The 17,570-nt window shown below is 50.5% G+C and carries 18 protein-coding genes; 13 read left to right on the top strand and 5 right to left on the bottom strand.

Annotated features, from left to right (window positions below):
• Both Q0499_RS12905 and Q0499_RS12900 read left to right on the top strand, forming a co-directional pair.
• Window positions 1-726, top strand: a complete 726-nt coding sequence (locus Q0499_RS12905; protein WP_299200012.1) for a S8 family serine peptidase — start codon at window positions 1-3, stop codon at window positions 724-726.
• Window positions 726-2,081, top strand: coding sequence for a tryptophan 7-halogenase (locus Q0499_RS12900; protein WP_299200010.1), 1,356 nt, complete (start codon window positions 726-728; stop codon window positions 2,079-2,081). Before Q0499_RS12905 ends, Q0499_RS12900 begins: the two co-directional genes overlap by 1 nt.
• A 24-nt stretch (window positions 2,082-2,105) precedes the next feature.
• Here Q0499_RS12900 and Q0499_RS12895 read toward each other — a convergent pair whose 3' ends face one another.
• The 3 genes from Q0499_RS12895 to Q0499_RS12885 form a co-directional block, all read right to left on the bottom strand.
• A complete protein-coding gene (locus Q0499_RS12895) occupies window positions 2,106-2,582 on the bottom strand; it encodes an NADAR family protein (RefSeq protein WP_299200007.1) in 477 nt (158 codons plus the stop codon).
• A gap of 71 nt (window positions 2,583-2,653) precedes the next feature.
• Window positions 2,654-3,019: a RidA family protein gene (locus Q0499_RS12890; RefSeq protein WP_299200005.1), complete on the bottom strand. Its 366-nt coding sequence runs from the start codon at window positions 3,017-3,019 to the stop codon at window positions 2,654-2,656.
• A gap of 255 nt (window positions 3,020-3,274) precedes the next feature.
• On the bottom strand, window positions 3,275-4,780 hold the full coding sequence (locus Q0499_RS12885; protein WP_299200003.1) for an aldehyde dehydrogenase family protein: 1,506 nt from the start codon (window positions 4,778-4,780) through the stop codon (window positions 3,275-3,277).
• 1,151 nt (window positions 4,781-5,931) lie between these two features.
• Between Q0499_RS12885 and Q0499_RS12880 the strand changes: the two genes are divergently transcribed.
• The 8 genes from Q0499_RS12880 to Q0499_RS12845 all read left to right on the top strand — a co-directional run bounded on the left by Q0499_RS12880 (window position 5,932) and on the right by Q0499_RS12845 (window position 14,460).
• Entirely contained in the window at window positions 5,932-6,834 is a 903-nt protein-coding gene (locus tag Q0499_RS12880; RefSeq protein ID WP_299200001.1) for a transporter, read from the top strand.
• Window positions 6,835-6,882: 48 nt separating this feature from the next.
• On the top strand, window positions 6,883-8,964 hold the full coding sequence (locus tag Q0499_RS12875) for a PQQ-dependent dehydrogenase, methanol/ethanol family (protein ID WP_299199999.1): 2,082 nt from the start codon (window positions 6,883-6,885) through the stop codon (window positions 8,962-8,964).
• A gap of 56 nt (window positions 8,965-9,020) precedes the next feature.
• Complete coding sequence (gene pqqA, locus Q0499_RS12870; RefSeq protein WP_299200213.1) at window positions 9,021-9,095, top strand: pyrroloquinoline quinone precursor peptide PqqA; 75 nt, start codon at window positions 9,021-9,023, stop codon at window positions 9,093-9,095.
• A gap of 78 nt (window positions 9,096-9,173) precedes the next feature.
• Entirely contained in the window at window positions 9,174-10,121 is a 948-nt protein-coding gene (pqqB, locus tag Q0499_RS12865) for a pyrroloquinoline quinone biosynthesis protein PqqB (RefSeq protein ID WP_299199997.1), read from the top strand.
• An 11-nt stretch (window positions 10,122-10,132) separates the two neighbouring features.
• Window positions 10,133-10,903, top strand: a complete 771-nt coding sequence (gene pqqC / locus Q0499_RS12860) for a pyrroloquinoline-quinone synthase PqqC (RefSeq protein WP_299199995.1) — start codon at window positions 10,133-10,135, stop codon at window positions 10,901-10,903.
• Window positions 10,900-11,217: a pyrroloquinoline quinone biosynthesis peptide chaperone PqqD gene (pqqD, locus tag Q0499_RS12855; RefSeq protein ID WP_299199992.1), complete on the top strand. Its 318-nt coding sequence runs from the start codon at window positions 10,900-10,902 to the stop codon at window positions 11,215-11,217. Before pqqC ends, pqqD begins: the two co-directional genes overlap by 4 nt.
• A gap of 25 nt (window positions 11,218-11,242) precedes the next feature.
• Entirely contained in the window at window positions 11,243-12,367 is a 1,125-nt protein-coding gene (pqqE, locus tag Q0499_RS12850; RefSeq protein WP_299199990.1) for a pyrroloquinoline quinone biosynthesis protein PqqE, read from the top strand.
• Window positions 12,368-12,495: 128 nt separating this feature from the next.
• Window positions 12,496-14,460 carry a sigma-54-dependent Fis family transcriptional regulator gene (locus tag Q0499_RS12845; RefSeq protein ID WP_299199988.1) on the top strand — a complete coding sequence of 655 codons (1,965 nt, stop codon included), beginning with the start codon at window positions 12,496-12,498 and terminating at the stop codon, window positions 14,458-14,460.
• 17 nt (window positions 14,461-14,477) lie between these two features.
• Here Q0499_RS12845 and Q0499_RS12840 read toward each other — a convergent pair whose 3' ends face one another.
• Window positions 14,478-15,110, bottom strand: a complete 633-nt coding sequence (locus Q0499_RS12840) for an MOSC domain-containing protein (RefSeq protein ID WP_299199986.1) — start codon at window positions 15,108-15,110, stop codon at window positions 14,478-14,480.
• Between the two features lie 168 nt (window positions 15,111-15,278).
• On the opposite strand from Q0499_RS12840, the gene Q0499_RS12835 reads away from it, so the two are divergent.
• A complete protein-coding gene (locus Q0499_RS12835) occupies window positions 15,279-15,929 on the top strand; it encodes a YceH family protein (protein ID WP_299199984.1) in 651 nt (216 codons plus the stop codon).
• Between the two features lie 51 nt (window positions 15,930-15,980).
• On the opposite strand, the gene Q0499_RS12830 is transcribed toward Q0499_RS12835, so the two are convergent.
• Window positions 15,981-16,337 (bottom strand): hypothetical protein, encoded by a 357-nt coding sequence (locus tag Q0499_RS12830; protein WP_299199982.1) that lies wholly within the window; start codon window positions 16,335-16,337, stop codon window positions 15,981-15,983.
• Window positions 16,338-16,432: 95 nt separating this feature from the next.
• On the opposite strand from Q0499_RS12830, the gene Q0499_RS12825 reads away from it, so the two are divergent.
• Both Q0499_RS12825 and betI read left to right on the top strand, forming a co-directional pair.
• Window positions 16,433-16,843: a hypothetical protein gene (locus Q0499_RS12825; RefSeq protein WP_299199980.1), complete on the top strand. Its 411-nt coding sequence runs from the start codon at window positions 16,433-16,435 to the stop codon at window positions 16,841-16,843.
• 106 nt (window positions 16,844-16,949) lie between these two features.
• Window positions 16,950-17,531: a transcriptional regulator BetI gene (betI, locus tag Q0499_RS12820; protein ID WP_299199977.1), complete on the top strand. Its 582-nt coding sequence runs from the start codon at window positions 16,950-16,952 to the stop codon at window positions 17,529-17,531.
• Window positions 17,532-17,570 lie beyond the last annotated feature (39 nt).

Here is a 17,570-nt window from a genome sequence, read left to right as displayed (position 1 = left end):
ATGGGGCAGAAGGATAAAGTTCTGATCGGTCTGGTCGACAGTGGTTGTGGTTTTGCCGGGTTCCCGCCAACCGGGTGTGACCGGGTGGTTGTCTCACAGGCATTCCGGTTTGATGAGGGTATCGTTTTAGCACCGGTGACGGATGACCAGTTGGGGCACGGCTCAGCACTGTTAGAGGTGATCGCTGGACAGGCACCCGACGCAGAGTTTGCCATCGCGCAGATATTCACCGAACGTTTAGCGACAACTCCGGCCCAGGTTGCCGCGGCGATCGACTGGCTGGTGGAGCAGCAGGTTGATCTGATCAACCTCAGTCTGGGGCTGCGCAATGATCGCGAGATACTACGCACTGCCTGCGAGAGAGCCTTGGCAGCAGGAGTGATTATCTGTGCCTCATCCCCGGCTAAAGGTGATCCTGTGTATCCTTCAGCTTACCCAGGTGTGTTGCGTATGACCGGTGATGCCCGTTGCCAGAGCCCGCAACAGCTCAGCTGTTTAAAAACCCAATACGCGGATTTTGGCGGCTATGTCAAAGCCCGCAACGGCGTGATTGGGGCCAGTGCAGGGTGCGCTCAGTTAACTGGCCATATTGGCCGCTATCTGAGTCAGGGTGGTGCTGCCGATCTGGCCTCAGTGGATCGCTGGCTGGAGAGTCAGGCGGACTATTTTGGTGTTGAAGTCCGTTTCCCCCAGGCGGTTAAGTCTGACAGTGGAGGTGAGGCCTGATGAGTATGGCGCAACAAAAACCGTTAACCCATATTGTTGTGCTGGGGGGGGGACCTGCCGGAGGTGCCACCGCTCTGGGCCTGAGAAAACTGGGCTATGATGTCAGCGTGATCGCTGAGCCGAGACCGTTTAAAGCGGTCGAGGGGATCTCCGAGCGGGTGTTAGAAGGGCTGCGCAATGCCGGGTTTAACCAGGCACTGGCGAAGCTGCCGCAACCCTCGCCACGGCTCGCCAGCTGGAACGGTGCTACCAACAGCGCCAATACCGAGATGCTGATCAACCGCAGTGAACTTGATCGGGGCATAGGCCAGGACCTGCAGGCAGCAGGGGTAAACCTGATTCAGGGGCGGGTTGGCAAAGTTGTTGCTGACAGTGACCGCTTCACTGTTGAAATTAAGGATGAGGATGCTCAGTCAGTTAGCGCTGGTTTTCTTGTCGAAGCCCGTGGTCGCAGTGCTCCCGCAGCGGGGCTGGCGCGGCTGCGCGGCAGTGAAACGGTGTCGTTATTGCAATACTGGCAGGGCGAACCCTGTCAGCCGCAGTCCGCCGCCGAAAGTTTTCAGGATGGCTGGGCCTGGATGGCCGCCTGGTCCGATGGTACCCGGTATCTGCAACTGACCTTTGATGTGGCGACGGCGGATCTGCCGGACAAAGCCCAACTGATTGATCACTGTAACGCTATTCTGCGCACCCTGCCCAGAGCGCAGCCGTTTATCGCCAACGCCGAACCCACCGGGATAATTCACGCCCGCACCAGCACACCGATACTCTGTCGTAAGGCGGTAGGCGATAACTGGATCAGGGTAGGGGATGCGGCGATGGCGGTAGACCCGCTCTCAGGTAACGGTATTTTTCAGGCACTCTCCAGTGCCCTGCAGGCACCGGCCGTAATTAACACCCTGCTGCAGCAACCCGAACGCGCGACGCTGGCGAAACAGTTTTATCAACAGCGGGTCGATCACTTGTTTCACCGTTTTGCCCGCATCGGCCGGGATTTTTATGCCTCCGAAGAGCGCTGGTGGGATAACCCGTTCTGGGCGACACGGCGTAACTGGCCCGATAATCAGCCCCTGCACCAGGAAACCGATCCTGATTCGCTGCAGGTAGTCAGCATGCCGGTGGTGAGTAATGGCCTGATTGAGGAGCATGAGGTGGTGATCACCAATGACCAGCCACTGGGCATCTGGCATCTCAATGGCATACCAATGGCACCGGTGGTACGTGCACTGCAAAACAAAGAGCAGGGCATAAGCCCGCAACGCTGTCTCGAGACAGCGCTGGGGATGAGTCCAGAAAGCGCGGCCGGGCTTACCCGTTGGTTGTATCAGAATCGCTGGTTGAAGGCTGAGCGCTAGAAACAAAAAGCTGATATTCGTGTCTTAAATTTGCTGCGCCCTCTCTTCGCGCAGTTTATCCCGAATCTCCATCAGCATTTTGCCAAAGGCGTTATTGCCTCGCATATCCCGGCCACTACCCCAGAAGTAGTCGTACTGGGTGACATCGGCAATATCGATCGCACCGGTATCCAGTAGCATTTGCGCAATCTCCGGGTAGGTACGGCATTTGATATAGGTGCCGCGGGTCATGACGGTCACCTTAACCCTATCCCAGTCGTTGCGTTTTTCGTGTTTTTTGCTTTTGCCCAGTTTTGCCGCATCGGCTGGGTGAGGGGCCTGGCGGATCTGCTCAACATATTGCGCATCAGCGAACTTCATTGCCTGGTAGTAGTGTTCCACCGAAGGCCACTGAGAACCGTCCAGTTCGAATGGGTGTTTGGAATACGAGGCCAGCGGATTAGTGGGATCGATCCGTGTCAGCGTCAGTAGTTTCTTCTCACTTTTGGGGCTAAAAAACATCTGCGTTTTTCCCGGTTGTCCAGCGGAGGTGAAATAAAGGAGCAAAGTACACTAACCACCCGATTATCTGCTTATGATTGATATTTTGCACCTGCTGCTGCCGTAAATGCCATTTCGACTAACAGATCAGGATCGGCTAGTTCAGCTTTTACACAGGCTCGGCTGGGCGCACAACCTTCGGGAAACCATCCATCCCAAACCTCATTCAGTGCAGCAAAGTTGGCAAAATCGGTGACATAAATTGTCACTGATAAGATGCGGGACCTATCGCTGTCAATCGCTTTGAGCTGTTGTTCCGCCTGATCCAGTATTTGCTGCACCTGACATTGCATACCGGCCGATGTGTCTGCATCGGCGACCTCAACAAAACTGGCGATACCGTTAAAGATAGTCACATCAGACCAGCGTTTGCAGGGGTTAATGCGGTGAATTTTCATAAATGACGAACCTTGATAAGTGAGGTCTGCATCATAGCAAGCGTGACTCTGTTTCCAAAGGTTAATGATGACAGGTGGGATACACAGACTCATGCCGGGCTCTGCGTTAAACGGATCCGTTCCGTTGGTTGAGTATCTTTTGGTAGGAGCTGCTACCAGCAGCGAATTAAGGCAATGACAAAGAGGGCGTAAGATAAACAAAAAAAGAGCCACAGACAGAGTCTGCAGCTCTTTTCGGGTGACCGTTTATTGGGTTCAGATACTCATCAATACTGATTTAACCTCGGTGTAGTGCTCAATCACATCACTGCCCATCTCGCGGCCAAGTCCGGATTGTTTATAACCACCGAACGGCAGGGCAGGGTCGAGTGCCGTATGGCAGTTGACCCAGACAGAACCGGACTTGATGCGCGGAATCATGCGGTGAACCTGAGACAAGTTGTTTGACCAGATGCTGGCCCCCAGTCCGTATTGGCTATCGTTGGCGATACGCACCGCTTCTTCGATATCATCAAACGGCATCGCCACCAGGACCGGGCCGAAGATCTCTTCCTGCACCACACTGGAGTTCTGGTTCACATCAACCATCACGGTGGGTTTAACGAAGAAACCCGGACCGGGCACCGCAATACCACCGGTGGTAATAGTGGCACCACTGTTGCGGCCCTGCTCAATATAGTTACACACCCGGTTCTGCTGTTTAGCGGAGATGAGTGGGCCCATCTGTGTATTGGGATCGAGCCCATGTCCCAGGGTCATACCCTCGGCAATGGCGGAGATATCGGCGACCACATTGTCGAAATGTTTTTTATGCACATAAAGGCGTGAACCGGCGCAACACACCTGACCCTGGTTGAAGAAAATTGCGTTGGCGGCACCGGCAGCAGCAGTCTGCAGGTCGGCGTCTTCCAGTACGATAGTGGGCGACTTGCCACCCAACTCCAGGGTCACCCGGGTCATGCTGTCCATCGCGGCCTTGCCGATCAGTTTGCCCACTTCAGTGGAGCCGGTAAAGGTGAGTTTATCCACATCAGGATGATGAGACAGGGCCGCACCCGCTTCGATACCGGTGCCGGTGACCACGTTCAGTACGCCGGGTGGATAACCGGCTTCCAGTGCCAGCTCACCGAGCATTAATGCGGTCAGTGGGGTTTCATCGGCGGGCTTGAGCACCACGGTGCAGCCTGCAGCCAGCGCCGGGCCCAGTTTCCAGCAGGCCAGCAACAGTGGGAAGTTCCAGGCGACGATGGCGCCAACCACACCGACCGCTTCCCGGCGGGTATAGCCATGAAATTGTGCATCCGGCATAAAGGGTACGGAGACGTCGACACTGCGGCCTTCAATCTTAGTGGCAAAGCCTGCCATGTAACGCAGGAAATCGATCGCCAGGCGGATATCCACATGTTCTGCAATAACCACGCTCTTACCATTATCCAGAGACTCTATCTCCGCCAGCAGTCGTGCATTCTTTTCAATCAGATCGGCGAAGTTCCATAGTAGCTTTTGTCGATCCACTGGCTTGATACGGCTCCAGGCTGAATCTTCAAAGGTTTTACGGGCCATCGCGACGGCTTTATCGATTTCTGCTTTATTGCCGCTTGGGACCGTAGCGATCTGTTCGCCGTTTGCTGGATTGATGACGGGCAGTGTCCGGCCATCTTCAGCTTCAAGTCTCTGATCACCTATCAGGAGTTTATGTTGGCGCTGAATAAAGTCCATCGCTGCCGCCGATGGTGAGAATTGTGATTCTGAAATAGTCATAATTAGTCCTTTTTATTGTTGTCACTAAATTTCAAAAGGGGTAATTCTTTATTTAAGTCCACCTTTAAAAATGCGCGTTTATTAAGAAAGCAATTTGTGTGCCGTATCTAGTTTTCACTTAAATGTATGAATATTAAGGATATATTTGTATTGGATTGGTTTTGGTGTGTTTAAGTTTGAGACAGGTGTCAAAAAAAAAGTCGGCGAGTCTTTGCGTTGAGTCTTCTTTGAGCCAGAAAGAAAGTGTCGTTTATTTGGACACTATGTTTTTAATTGAAACAGTTATATGAGAATTAATTATCGAAATATAATGGATTATTTTCTTATGTTATTGATAAATATACAATTAGTAATGTTGGTATAAATAGTGCTTATTTCTGGTAAGGGTTGTACAAGTAGATACTCATACGAACTTGCTTTGCTTCAACCCTAATGTTGTGGACAATTGTTTGTCCTCCCCTTCTTTGCTTGATTGTTGTTTTGCGCGGTATATGACGTATATACCGCGTTTTTTTATAATCCATAATAGTACTTAGCCGTCAAGATAAGAGCGATTGATAAAGTTTGATGTAGGTTTTTTATGCTATCTATCAAATATAGGTGGTAGCCTGTCGATTCTATAATGCATAATTGAAAAGCCATTGTTTATGGGGTTTATATGTATTTAATAAAGCAATATTTCTTAATAAATTATATAACTTATTAAATGTCTTAGATTGTTTTTTTTAAATAATTTTTTGTGAAATTTATAGGGGTGTAATTTAAGAAAAGAGTTTTTTATGTTTCGTTTTTTTTTGTTTTGTGCGTATGTTTATGAAATATATCAGTTTTTTATGTTATTAAAGCCATTATGTGAGATTTTATTTGTTTTTATGATTTTTTTTCTGCGATTATAAAGTTTTTTATAAATATTTTATGAAAGTTTGTCGGTGTATCAAATTTATTCACAATATTGTTAGTAACTGTATCGATATAAAACACAGGTATTGAGAGTGATTATCAATGTTAAGCTGAAATGTTACTTAAGCTATTGATATATATTGATTATTTTTTTTTATATTTTATGGCATGATTTATGCTTTTTCATAAATGGCTTGAATAAGTCTTACTAAAAATAGTTGTTATAATTAACTTTTTACGGAATATTAACCATGAAAAAAATAAAAATTTCCGATCCTGACTTGAAGAAATCCTCTATTATAATTTCCATTATTCTTGGCTCTGCTTTGAGTACTTCTGCATTCGCGATAGATGTTGATGCTGGTGATTATACAGCTCTACCTGCAGGCACTAATTTAGCTATAGCGTACTATCAAAACGCATCAAGAGATGAGTTGTATGCTGGTGGTAAGAAGCTTGCCGGTGATTATAGCCTTGACTCTGATGTAGGAATTCTCCGGGGGGTTCACTTTACTGAAATTGGTGGATATACAGTGGATCCTCAGTTTTTGTTGCCATTTGGTTCTTTGGATGCCGGTGGTTACGTTGCTGCGCTTGGTGAAGAAAGCGGTGTAGGTGATTTAATTCTGGCTGCGACGGTTTGGTTGGTGAACAAGCCTGCAGAAAATACTTATTTTGGTATTACGCCTTTTCTATATGTACCTACTGGCTCATATGATAATGACTCAGCTTTAAATCTGGGTGAAAATCGATGGAAATTTACTCTCCAGGGTGGATATATCACCAACCTAACAGAGAAAGTAGCACTCGATCTGGTGGCTGATGTGACGCTGTACGGAGACAATGATGATTTTGGCCCAGGTAAAGGTACACTCGAACAAGCATCTTCTTTACAGGTACAGTCTTACCTTCGATATCAAATGAATCCTTCATGGGATCTGCGTGCCGGAGTATCGCAAAGCTGGGGCGGTGAAACAAAAGTTGATGGTGTCAATCAGAATGATGAAGCTGAAATAACAAAAATGACCCTGGGGACTGCGTACTTTGTAGATCCTACTTTACAGCTATTAGTTAATTATGGCCGGGATCTTGATGTTAAGAATGGCTTCAAAGAAGAGAATCGATTGAATTTCCGTATCCTGAAAGCATTTTAAGTTTTAATAAGTCAATAATAATAAGTCAATAATAATAAGGCAGTACTAATGATGACTAAAAATATTATTCCTATCGGAATGCTCATCTTAGCGGCATCGCATGCCGGATTCACTTCCGCTTCAGATAATGCAGCAGTGAATGAAAAATTTATTCTTGAAAATATGGAATCGGGTAAAGACTGGCCAGAACATGGTTTTGATTACAGCGGTTCGAGGTTCAGCCCGTTAAAACAGGTAACGACAGAAAACGTCAGTGATCTTGGATTAGCCTGGTCCTATGATCTTCAGTCTACCCGTGGTGTTGAGGCAACCCCTATCGTTGCTAACGGCGTCATGTACGTTACTGCTCCATGGAGCGTGGTCTTCGCTCTGGATGCCAAAACCGGTAAGAAACTCTGGACGTATGATCCAAAAGTGCCTCGTGCGACAGCAAGGAAAGCTTGCTGTGATGTTGTTAACCGGGGCGTTGCGGTACATGAAGGCACGGTTTTTGTTGCTGCACTCGATGGCCGCTTGCTGGCACTGGATGCTGAGACAGGAAAACTGATTTGGCAACAGAACACCATCATTGATGGGGCCAGAGGCTATACGATTACCGGTGCGCCCAGGGTTTATAATGGCAAGGTGATTATCGGCAATGGTGGCGCGGAGTATGGCGTAAGAGGCTATATCACGGCCTATGATGCTAAATCAGGTCAAGAGTTGTGGCGCTGGTACACCGTGCCTGGTGACCCATCCAAACCTTTTGAAAATGAGGCAATGGCCGAGGCGGCTAAAACCTGGGATCCTGCTGGAAAATACTGGGAAGCTGGTGGCGGCGGTACGGTGTGGAACAGTATGGTCTTTGACCCTGAGCTGAATCTGATGTACATCGGTGTTGGTAATGGTTCTCCCTGGTCCTGGAATAATCGTAGTCCTGCTGGTGGTGATAACTTATATGTTGGATCGGTTGTCGCGCTTAACCCTGATACCGGTGAGTACGTTTGGCATTATCAGGAAACACCAGGAGACAACTGGGACTACACCTCGACACAGGATATGATCCTTACCGACCTCGAGCTGGATGGCGAGCAACGCAAAGTACTCATGCATGCGCCGAAAAATGGCTTTTTCTTTGTTATCGACAGAGAGACAGGGGATTTCATTTCCGCGAATAACTTTGTTGATGTTAACTGGGCGACAGGCTATGACAAAAATGGTCGTCCGATGATAACCGATGCTGTTCGAAGCCCTGACAGTCCTTATGATATTGTTCCCGGGCCTTTCGGTGGGCATAACTGGCATTCAATGTCCTTTAGTCCTGATACGGGGCTGGCTTATTTTCCCGCACAGAATGTTCCGCTCGCGTTAGCGGATGACCCAAACTGGAAAGAGTTCGGCAGTGATAAACCGGGTCAGCCAATGAGTGGTAACGGTTGGAATACCGGTATGCAGATTAACCCGGTACCTCCGACCAGTAAGCCCTTCGGACGACTGATCGCCTGGGACCCTGTCACACAAAAAGAAGCCTGGAGGCATGAGCATGTAGCGCCATGGAATGGAGGTACGCTGGCGACTGCGGGCAACCTGGTTTTTGAAGGGACAGCGGATGGCCGACTGATGGCTTTCAATGCAACAACGGGTGATGTTTTATGGCAGTCTCCAGTGGGTACTGGTGTCATTGCAGCTCCGATCTCATATGAACTTGACGGTGAACAGTACATCTCTGTCGCAGTCGGCTGGGGGGGCGTATTCGGTTTAATGATTCGTGCCACTGAACTCGATACCCCCGGAACCGTTTACACCTTTAAGTTAGGCGGGCAGGCAGACAAACCTGAGTTTGTTAAGTATCAGATGGGCAACCTGATCGAAGGGGTTAAATATAATCCCGAAGATGTTGCTGAAGGGACGGGCCTGTATGTCAGCAACTGTGTTTTCTGTCATGGTGTCCCCGGCGTTGACAGAGGCGGCGTTATTCCTAACCTCGGCTATGTAAATGAGAAGAATATCGAACACTTAGATCAGATAGTGCTCGATGGTCCTTTTAAAGATAAGGGAATGCCTGATTTTACTGGTAAATTGGATAAATCTGATATAGAAAAAATAAAAGCGTTTATACAAGGAACTGCCGATGCTGTTCGGCCTAAATAATAAATTTTATTTAAAGAAACAGCATGAAAGTTAATTAATACCAGGAGTATCATATAATGAAATGGTCTAAACCAGCTTACACAGATCTGCGTATCGGTTTCGAAGTAACAATGTACTTCGCTAACCGCTAAGCAATCTATCAGACTCCGCCTTCGGGTGGAGTCTTTTAGTTTTCTCTGTTCAGATACACCGACAAGATAATAATAACAATGAAAATACAAGTATTAGGCTCCGCAGCGGGCGGCGGATTTCCTCAGTGGAACTGTAATTGCCGCAACTGTGCCGGCTACCGTGCCGGAACCCTCAATGCAAAATCCCGGACTCAGTCCTCCATCGCGGTGAGTGCCAACGGTGAAGACTGGATTCTGTTTAACACCTCCCCGGATATCCGCCAGCAGCTGGCTGACTTTGCGCCGATGCAGCCGAATCGTGCGATTCGTGACACCGGTATTGCGGCGATTGTCTTTATGGACAGTCAGATCGACCATACCACCGGTCTGCTGATGCTGCGTGAAGGTTGCCCCCATGAGGTCTGGTGTACCGATATGGTGTATCAGGATCTGACCACCGGCTTTCCCATCTTCAAGATGCTGGAACACTGGAATGGCGGCATTAAACGCAACCGTATTCCTGTCGGGGGATCGGTAGAAGAGGGTACTAACAGCTTTGTGATCCCTCAGGTACCCGAACTGAAACTGACAGCGGTTGCGCTGCTCAGCAGTGCACCACCCTATTCACCGCATCGCAACGATCCCCATCCAGGGGACAACATAGGTATTCTGATAGAAGATACCCGCAGCGGCAAAACTCTGTTCTATGCCCCTGGTCTTGGCCAGATTGAGCCCCACCTTAAACCGATTATGAAAGACGCGGACTGCTTGCTGGTTGACGGCACTATCTGGCGTGACGATGAACTGCTGACCTCCGGTGTTGGCGATAAGCTCGGCGTCACCATGGGCCATCTGGCGCAGTCCCGCAACGAAGATACCGGTCAGGGTGGCATGATCGACTTTCTGGACACGCTGGACAAGCCCCGGAAAGTGCTGATCCACATTAACAATACCAATCCGATTCTGGATGAAGACTCTCCGGAGCGGGCCGAAGTGGTCGCCCACGGTATCGAAGTCTCCTGGGACGGAATGGGTATAGAACTCTGAGAGGTTTTACCATGAATGCACAGATGAAAGATGTCCAGCCACCCATGAGCCGGGATGAGTTTGAGCAGGCGTTGCGGGCTAAAAGTGCTTTCTACCATACTCAACACCCGTATCACGTTGCCATGTATAACGGCAGCTGCACCAAAGAGCAGATTCAGGGCTGGGTCGCTAACCGTTTTTACTATCAGATCTCGATTCCGGTGAAAGATGCGGCGATTATGGCCAACTGTCCCGACCGCGATGTGCGGCGTCACTGGGTGCAACGGGTGCTGGACCATGATGGCTACGATGGCGCAGTCGGTGGTATCGAAGCCTGGCTGCAGCTGGGTGAAGCAGTGGGCCTGACCCGTGAAGAGATTCTGTCGCAGGAACATGTGCTGCCCGGTGTTCGCTTTGCCGTGGATGCCTATGTCAACTTTGCCCGCCGGGCGAGCTGGCAGGAAGCCGCCAGCTCGTCGCTGACCGAGCTGTTTGCGCCGACCATTCATCAGAACCGTCTGGACAGCTGGCCGGGACACTATCCCTGGATCAAGGCGGAAGGCTATCAGTATTTCCGTAACCGTCTCACCGAGGCCCGCCGCGATGTGGTGCACGGGCTGGAGATCACCCTGGATCATTACACTACCCGGGAACAACAGGAGCGGATGCTGAATATTCTTCAGTTTAAGCTGGATGTGCTCTGGAGTATGCTCGATTCCATGACCATGGCGTATGAACTCAATCGCCCGCCGTACCATACGGTCACCGATGAGAAGGTTTATCACACCGGGTTGTTTTCATGAGCAGCCCGACTCACAGCGCAAACACCACCCCGAACACCGCTGCCGAGATAAGCCCGGAGTCGGTGCCGGTGCTCAACCGCATGTTCCGCTTCCAGTGGGAGAAGGCGCAGGACAGCTATGTGCTGCTCTATCCGGAAGGCATGGTAAAGCTGAACGGCCCGGCCGGTGAAGTGCTGGCGTTGGTGGACGGTCAGCGGACTGCAGCGGATATTATCCAGACACTGCAGGCCAAGTTTCCCGATGCCGAGGGGATCGACCGGGATATTCTGGATTTCTTAGGAGACGCCCGTGAGCAACTCTGGATCACCCTGTAACGGCCAGCCTTCACAGGCGCCGTCTTTGAACAGTGTCCCAACCCATGGTCAGCCGCTCTGGCTGCTGGCCGAACTGACCTATAAGTGTCCGTTGCAGTGTCCCTACTGTGCCAACCCGGTCGACTTTGCCAGCAAGACCGGTGAACTGAGCACCGCCGAGTGGATCGATGTCTTTACTCAGGCACGTGAGCTGGGAGCCGCGCAGTTAGGCTTTTCCGGTGGCGAGCCGCTGGTGCGTCAGGATCTGATCGAGCTGATCCGCGAAGCACGTAATCTGGGTTATTACTCTAATCTTATTACCTCTGGCGTTGGCCTGAATGAGCGCAAGATCGCTGATTTCAGAGAGGCGGGGCTGGATCACATCCAGGTCAGCTTCCAGGCGGCGGACCCTGAGGTGAATAATCTGCTGGCGGGTTCTGAAAAGGCCTTTAAGCAGAAACTGGCGATGGCTCGGGAGGTTAAAGCGCAGGGCTATCCGATGGTGCTGAACTTCGTTACCCATCGTCACAATATTGATCAGATCGACCGTATTATTGAGCTCTGTGTCGAACTGAAAGCCGATTATGTCGAACTGGCGACCTGTCAGTATTATGGCTGGGCGTATGAGAACCGTAACGACCTGTTGCCGACCCGGGCGCAGCTGGAGCGGGCCGAGCGGATCACCAATGACTATCGTGATCGTCTGGCTGCCGAAGGTAATCCGATCAAGATTATCTTCGTCACGCCGGATTATTACGAAGAGCGGCCCAAGGGCTGCATGAACGGCTGGGGACAGGTGTTTCTGACGGTCACTCCCGATGGCACCGCATTACCCTGTCACAGCGCCCGGATGCTGCCGATCGAGTTCCCCAGTGTGCGCGAGCAGAGTATTGAGCAGATCTGGAACCGCTCCAACGGCTTTAACCATTTCCGCGGTTATGAGTGGATGAAGGAACCCTGCGCGTCATGCGATGAGAAAGAGAAAGATTTTGGCGGTTGTCGTTGTCAGGCCTTCATGATGACCGGGGATGCCAATAATGCCGATCCGGTGTGCAGTAAGTCGCCCCACCACGATCTGATTCTGCAGGCCCGCGAGGAAGCGGAGCTGCCATCCCACAAAGAGCCGGTGTATCGTAACGAGCGTAACTCAAAGGTGTTCTGTAAGAGCTGAATTTACCATCACCGAGTAGACACTCGGTGATGGTACTATGTTTTTATTGTTCTGTTACACAGATACGGTAAAAAATTGATAACCTGTATTTGAGTTGTTGAATTAAGCAGTGGCGAGTGATCAGTACTATGAAAAAGTCGATAGATTCCGTGTTACCTACTGACCCCCTTAACTCGGTGAAGGTCGCCCGTAATCGGCTTGTTCAGGAAGGTGAAGTCCCCAGTGGAGTCTTACGTAGCGAGATTGAAGATTCCTGGCAGCGAAGTGTAAACGCCGGACTTAACTGTGAAGCACCGCTCGATCTGGAAAATCTCTCCAGAGACAGGATCGACACTCTGCAAGAGAAAAACCGGGGGCTGATCGAAGCGGCTCATCCTGAGATTAAACAGCTGGTTGACTATTTTAGTTCCGATGGCGGACTTGTGATGCTGACTGATGAATCGGCTACGATTCTGAAGATAAAGGGCGATACCCGGCATCTGGATTCCGCCACCCGCTATGCGCTTGCACCGGGGGCCAACTGGGGCGAAGAGTTGCGCGGCACCAATGGTCCGGGTACCGCCATTGTTAACCGCTCTCCCCTGATGATCCGGGGTAATGAGCACTTTCTCGATTCGATCGGTTATCTTTCCTGTTGTTCTGCACCTATCGCCGATCCCAAAGGGGAGCTGCTGGGGGTGCTGGATCTCACTTCACCGACTGATAATCGTGATCTGCCGCCGAATCTCAGTCTGGTGCAGCAGGCGGTGCGCTCCATCGAAAACCGGATGTTCAGCGGGCAGTTTCAGCAGCATATTGTTCTCAGTGTACACAGTCGACCGGAATATCTGCGGTCTTCCTGGCAGGGGTTGCTGGCATTGGAGCTGGATGGTCATATTCAGGCAGCCAATGAACAGGTTTGTCAGCTGCTGAATCGCAAGCGGGAACAGCTGGTAGGGCGCAATCTGGAAGAACTGTTCGGTGTCCGCCCTGAAGTGCTGCTGACTGATCTGCACCGCAAAGGCCGTGGACAGCTGAGAACCCGTGGTGGTGACTTCTATTGTGAGCTGTTGCACTTTCCCAATAGTTTTCCGACCGCTTATAAAGCGCCGACTAAATCAAGCCGCAGTAAACCTGCGCCAGCCCCGCTGAATGCACCGCCGTTGACTGAACTCGCCGGACAGGATCCGCGGTTACAGAAGGGTGTGCGCATGGGCAGCCGGGCACTGTCCCATGAGCTGCCGGTACTGATTCAGGGGGAGACCGGTACCGGTAAAGAGGTGATGGCTAAATCCCTGCATCTGGATAGCCGACACAGTAGTGGGCCGTTTGTGGCGGTTAACTGTGCTTCAATCCCCGAAGGGTTGATCGAATCGGAACTGTTTGGTTATCGGGAGGGTGCATTCACCGGTTCCCGCAAAGGCGGCATGATCGGGCGACTGGAACAGGCGCAGGGGGGGACATTGTTTCTTGATGAGATCGGCGATATGCCCCTGGCTCTGCAGGCAAGGCTGTTACGGGTATTGCAGGAAAGGACTATCGCTCCACTGGGCGGCGGCGATGAGATCGCGTTGGATATTGCGGTTATTTGCGCCTCCCATCGAGACCTGAAAACGCTGGTGGCTGAAAGTCTGTTTCGTGAAGACCTCTTTTATCGTCTCAACGGCGTCTGCCTGCGCATTCCTGCATTCCGGGATCGTACTGATAAAGAGGACTTTATCCGCTACTTCCTTCATCAGTTGACACCGGATGGCCGGCAGATCAACATAGCCGCCGATATGATGGAGCAGCTACTGGCCTATCACTGGCCGGGTAATATCCGTCAGCTGGAAACCACCTTACGGGTGGCAATCGCTTTTATGGAACCGGATGAAGTTGAGATCAATAGCTGTCATATCAGCGATGATTTCCTTGAAGAACTCAACAGTCCGATATCTTCCAGCGGGAACTTTGGATCGCTGAATCAGAGTGGCGGCACGTTAAAGAGCAGTGAACTGTTAACCATTCAACAGGTTCTGGAGCAGAACGAGGGTAATATCTCGGCTACCGCGTCTGAACTAGGCATCAGTCGGGCAACCCTGTACCGCAAACTGAAACAGCTTGAAGGTGTGTAAGCCGCTGCTGTTGCTTCTCACTCAAAGCGCCACTCATCTGAAAGACCCGGAATTGTAGGGAGTGGTTCTCTGCCCATTTTTCTTTCCAGTCGATCCATAAAAATCTCCCAGATATCCGCCACTGCAACGCTATTGTCCAGCCTGTCTAAGCACTCTATGGAATCGCCAATGGTTAACTGGCCGGGCTCCAATATCCGGTAATACCAGCCAGAGATCGCTTGCGACATGATCAGCGATGCAATATGGGCATTGCCGTATTTCTGATTCACCTTCCAGCAGGGGCGGCGAGGCTGTGATACCTGCACAATTGCGCTGCCCAAACGAAAGGTGTCACCAATATGAACTTCGGTATCCAGCAATCCGTGGGTGGAGATATTTTCACCGATAGAACCCGCTACGAAGCTATCACAGAGATGCGGCAGTGCCTCTTGCAACAGCGCGTAATGTTCAGCCGGGTAGTGGTAGATCGCTTTTTCCGGCCCGCCATGTACCCGTTTATCTACCTGAATATCACCACTGAGTCCCAGTTCACTTATCTCATGGGGTGCTTCGGATAGCGTTTTAAATATCCCGGTGGCGGTCTCTGCCGGGCCGATGGTCGAGAGCTGGCCGATATAGATCCCTTCAACGGGTAGTGAAAGACTGTTCATTGTACGACTCCATTATTAAACCTGTCAGACAGTCTAGAGTTGCGGCGCTGATATGGCCAGTTGTACTGCTCTGGCAAAGTCAGATTTAGCTGAACAATTAGGGTGCCATTTCCTGGAAATAGGGTAACCTTATGAATGCGTTAATTATTTTTTGTAAGAGGTTACAACATGGATATGGATCTGAGTCTTTTGCAAACCCGGGTGATTGGCTGTCTGATTGAGAAAGAGAAAACCACACCGGATCAGTACCCGCTCACCCTCAACTCCCTTACCACCGCCTGTAATCAGAAAAGTAACCGTGATCCGGTGATGGATCTGTCCGATACCGATGTTCAGGATGTGCTTGACGAACTAAACAGCAAACACCTGATCCGCGAGGAGGGGAGTTTTGGCAGTCGGGTACCTAAGTACAAGCACCGTTTCTGTAACACCGAGTTTTCTCAGCTGCAGCTGAGTGAGCAGGAACTGGCGATTATCTGTACGCTGTTTCTGCGCGGGCCGCAGACCCCTGGAGAACTGCGTAGCCGTACCAATCGCTTATGCAATTTTAGTGACGTGCATGAAACCGAAGCGGTGCTGCAGAAAATGAGTGAGCGGGATGAGTTTCCGCTGGTGGTACGTATGCCCAGAGAACCTGGCAAGCGTGAGTCCCGTTATGCACATCTGTTTAGCGGTGAGGTCGAAGCTGCTGATCCGTCTGAGTACAGTGCTGTGGCCGTCAGTTCGCGTATCAGTAACGATACGATACAAGCCCTGGAAGAGCGTATCTGTGAACTGGAGAAAACGGTCGCAGACTTACAGGCCAGACTGGCAGATTAAGCGAGTAAGCTGAAACGGGTATTGATCAGTCAGCTAGGTGACGATGATCGATCAGAGCAGCAGCTTTTTGCCCGTTCTTTGCTGCGGTCCCTGCATTCGGGGGATGCCACTGAACCCTGTGGGCACCTGAGTAATTCTTCCACCCTGTTGCAAAAACTGACTGGTCTGATTTTGAATCGACTCGTGGGTTTCATGGGCTGGCTTGGGTTTGGGGACGTTTCGCAGGCGCAGGGCTTTCATTGCCGATCTCTCTATTGATTGTTCAGATGAAAAGGCAGTATAGAAAAGATTTTTTCGATTGCTCAATAAATGATCAGTTTTTTTTGTATCAATCTTTTTTATTGTTAGGAAGCGAGTTTTTTGTACCTGAACGTTCGTATCCGCTAATGCCAGAAGATTATTCAGCAAACGACTAACCTGAATCAATAGTGATTGTGGCACTGCCAGAGATACTATTGGGCAAACCTGATTTGTTTATCAACTAACCAGAGGAGGTTTCAGGGATGAAGCACCTGTGTTTACTCTTACTGATCCTTATGCTGCCTGGTTATTCTGGCGCAGATGAACTGAAACCGTTCACCAGTGACGGCTGCAGCTCGTTTCCTGACGGCACCTGGCAAGAGAATACCCTCTGGTTATCCTGCTGTAAGCAGCATGACCGGGCATACTGGAAAGGTGGCACCTATCAGCAACGCCTGGATGCGGATAACCGGCTGGAAGAGTGTGTGGCGGCAGTCGGAAAACCCAGGACGGCGCTGTTGATGCTGGCAGGTGTGAGAGTCGGAGGTGGGCCTTTCTTGCCGACACAATTCCGTTGGGGTTATGGCTGGTCCTATCCAAGAGGTTATGGGGAGCTCACTGAGGAGGAACTGGAACAGGTTAAAAGATTATCATCCCAGCAGCCTGAGCAGTGAGGCGGACAGTCAGTTGATACTATAGACTCCCTATGGGGGGTTGACAGTTCAGAGCCAGAGGGGCATTTTTAGTTAAACGTCTATTTAAGTAAACAGGTCTTAGTGAATGCCTAAAGTAGGAATGCCGGAAATCAGGAAGCCTCAGCTGATTAAAGCCACCATGGAAGCGATTGACTCCGTGGGGTTGCAAAAAGCCAGCGTTGTGATGATCAGCAGTTATGCGGGTGTTTCCCCCGCGATTATTAACCATTACTTTGGTGGCAAGAGCGGTCTGCTCGAAGCCACGATGCGCTCTATTCTGAAACAGTTGTCTGATGGTGTAAGAGTCCGTCTGCAGGAGGCTGGGCCTGATGATGTTATCGCGCGGATTCAGGCGATCGTCGGCGGTAATTTCTCACCAGATCAGCTGGACAGTAAAGTGGTCAAAACCTGGCTGGCGTTCTGGTCGCAGTCGATGCATGACGACATGCTGTTTCGCCTTCAACGGGTGAATGAGAAACGGCTGATCTCTCATCTGACGCTGGAGCTGAAGAAGGTCTTACCACCAGAGAGAGCGACGTTCGTTGCCCAGGGAATTGCGGCGCTGATCGATGGTATCTGGTTGCGTGGGGCGCTCTCTCCCCAGGGGATTAATGCCGAACTGGCCCAGCGAATGATCACCGATTATCTGGAGCATCAGTTAAGCTGATTTCTGGTGATTCTTGCAGAGAAAAAAAGACCCCGATTT

Source organism: uncultured Amphritea sp. (assembly GCF_937127095.1).
Lineage (GTDB): Bacteria > Pseudomonadota > Gammaproteobacteria > Pseudomonadales > Balneatricaceae > Amphritea.
The sequence above is the reverse complement of the archived record's forward strand: the minus strand, read 5'-3'. Positions and strand labels throughout refer to the sequence as shown.

Excerpts from the sequence above, each read along its gene's own strand:
- Q0499_RS12905 (WP_299200012.1), top strand. The coding sequence starts at position 1 with ATGGGGCAGAAGGATAAAGTTCTGATCGGTCTGGTCGACAGTGGTTGT.
- Q0499_RS12900 (WP_299200010.1), top strand. The coding sequence starts at position 726 with ATGAGTATGGCGCAACAAAAACCGTTAACCCATATTGTTGTGCTGGGG.
- Q0499_RS12895 (WP_299200007.1), bottom strand. The coding sequence starts at position 2,582 with ATGTTTTTTAGCCCCAAAAGTGAGAAGAAACTACTGACGCTGACACGG.
- Q0499_RS12890 (WP_299200005.1), bottom strand. The coding sequence starts at position 3,019 with ATGAAAATTCACCGCATTAACCCCTGCAAACGCTGGTCTGATGTGACT.
- Q0499_RS12885 (WP_299200003.1), bottom strand. The coding sequence starts at position 4,780 with ATGACTATTTCAGAATCACAATTCTCACCATCGGCGGCAGCGATGGAC.
- Q0499_RS12880 (WP_299200001.1), top strand. The coding sequence starts at position 5,932 with ATGAAAAAAATAAAAATTTCCGATCCTGACTTGAAGAAATCCTCTATT.
- Q0499_RS12875 (WP_299199999.1), top strand. The coding sequence starts at position 6,883 with ATGATGACTAAAAATATTATTCCTATCGGAATGCTCATCTTAGCGGCA.
- pqqB (WP_299199997.1), top strand. The coding sequence starts at position 9,174 with ATGAAAATACAAGTATTAGGCTCCGCAGCGGGCGGCGGATTTCCTCAG.
- pqqC (WP_299199995.1), top strand. The coding sequence starts at position 10,133 with ATGAATGCACAGATGAAAGATGTCCAGCCACCCATGAGCCGGGATGAG.
- pqqD (WP_299199992.1), top strand. The coding sequence starts at position 10,900 with ATGAGCAGCCCGACTCACAGCGCAAACACCACCCCGAACACCGCTGCC.
- Q0499_RS12845 (WP_299199988.1), top strand. The coding sequence starts at position 12,496 with ATGAAAAAGTCGATAGATTCCGTGTTACCTACTGACCCCCTTAACTCG.
- Q0499_RS12840 (WP_299199986.1), bottom strand. The coding sequence starts at position 15,110 with ATGAACAGTCTTTCACTACCCGTTGAAGGGATCTATATCGGCCAGCTC.
- Q0499_RS12835 (WP_299199984.1), top strand. The coding sequence starts at position 15,279 with ATGGATATGGATCTGAGTCTTTTGCAAACCCGGGTGATTGGCTGTCTG.
- Q0499_RS12825 (WP_299199980.1), top strand. The coding sequence starts at position 16,433 with ATGAAGCACCTGTGTTTACTCTTACTGATCCTTATGCTGCCTGGTTAT.
- betI (WP_299199977.1), top strand. The coding sequence starts at position 16,950 with ATGCCTAAAGTAGGAATGCCGGAAATCAGGAAGCCTCAGCTGATTAAA.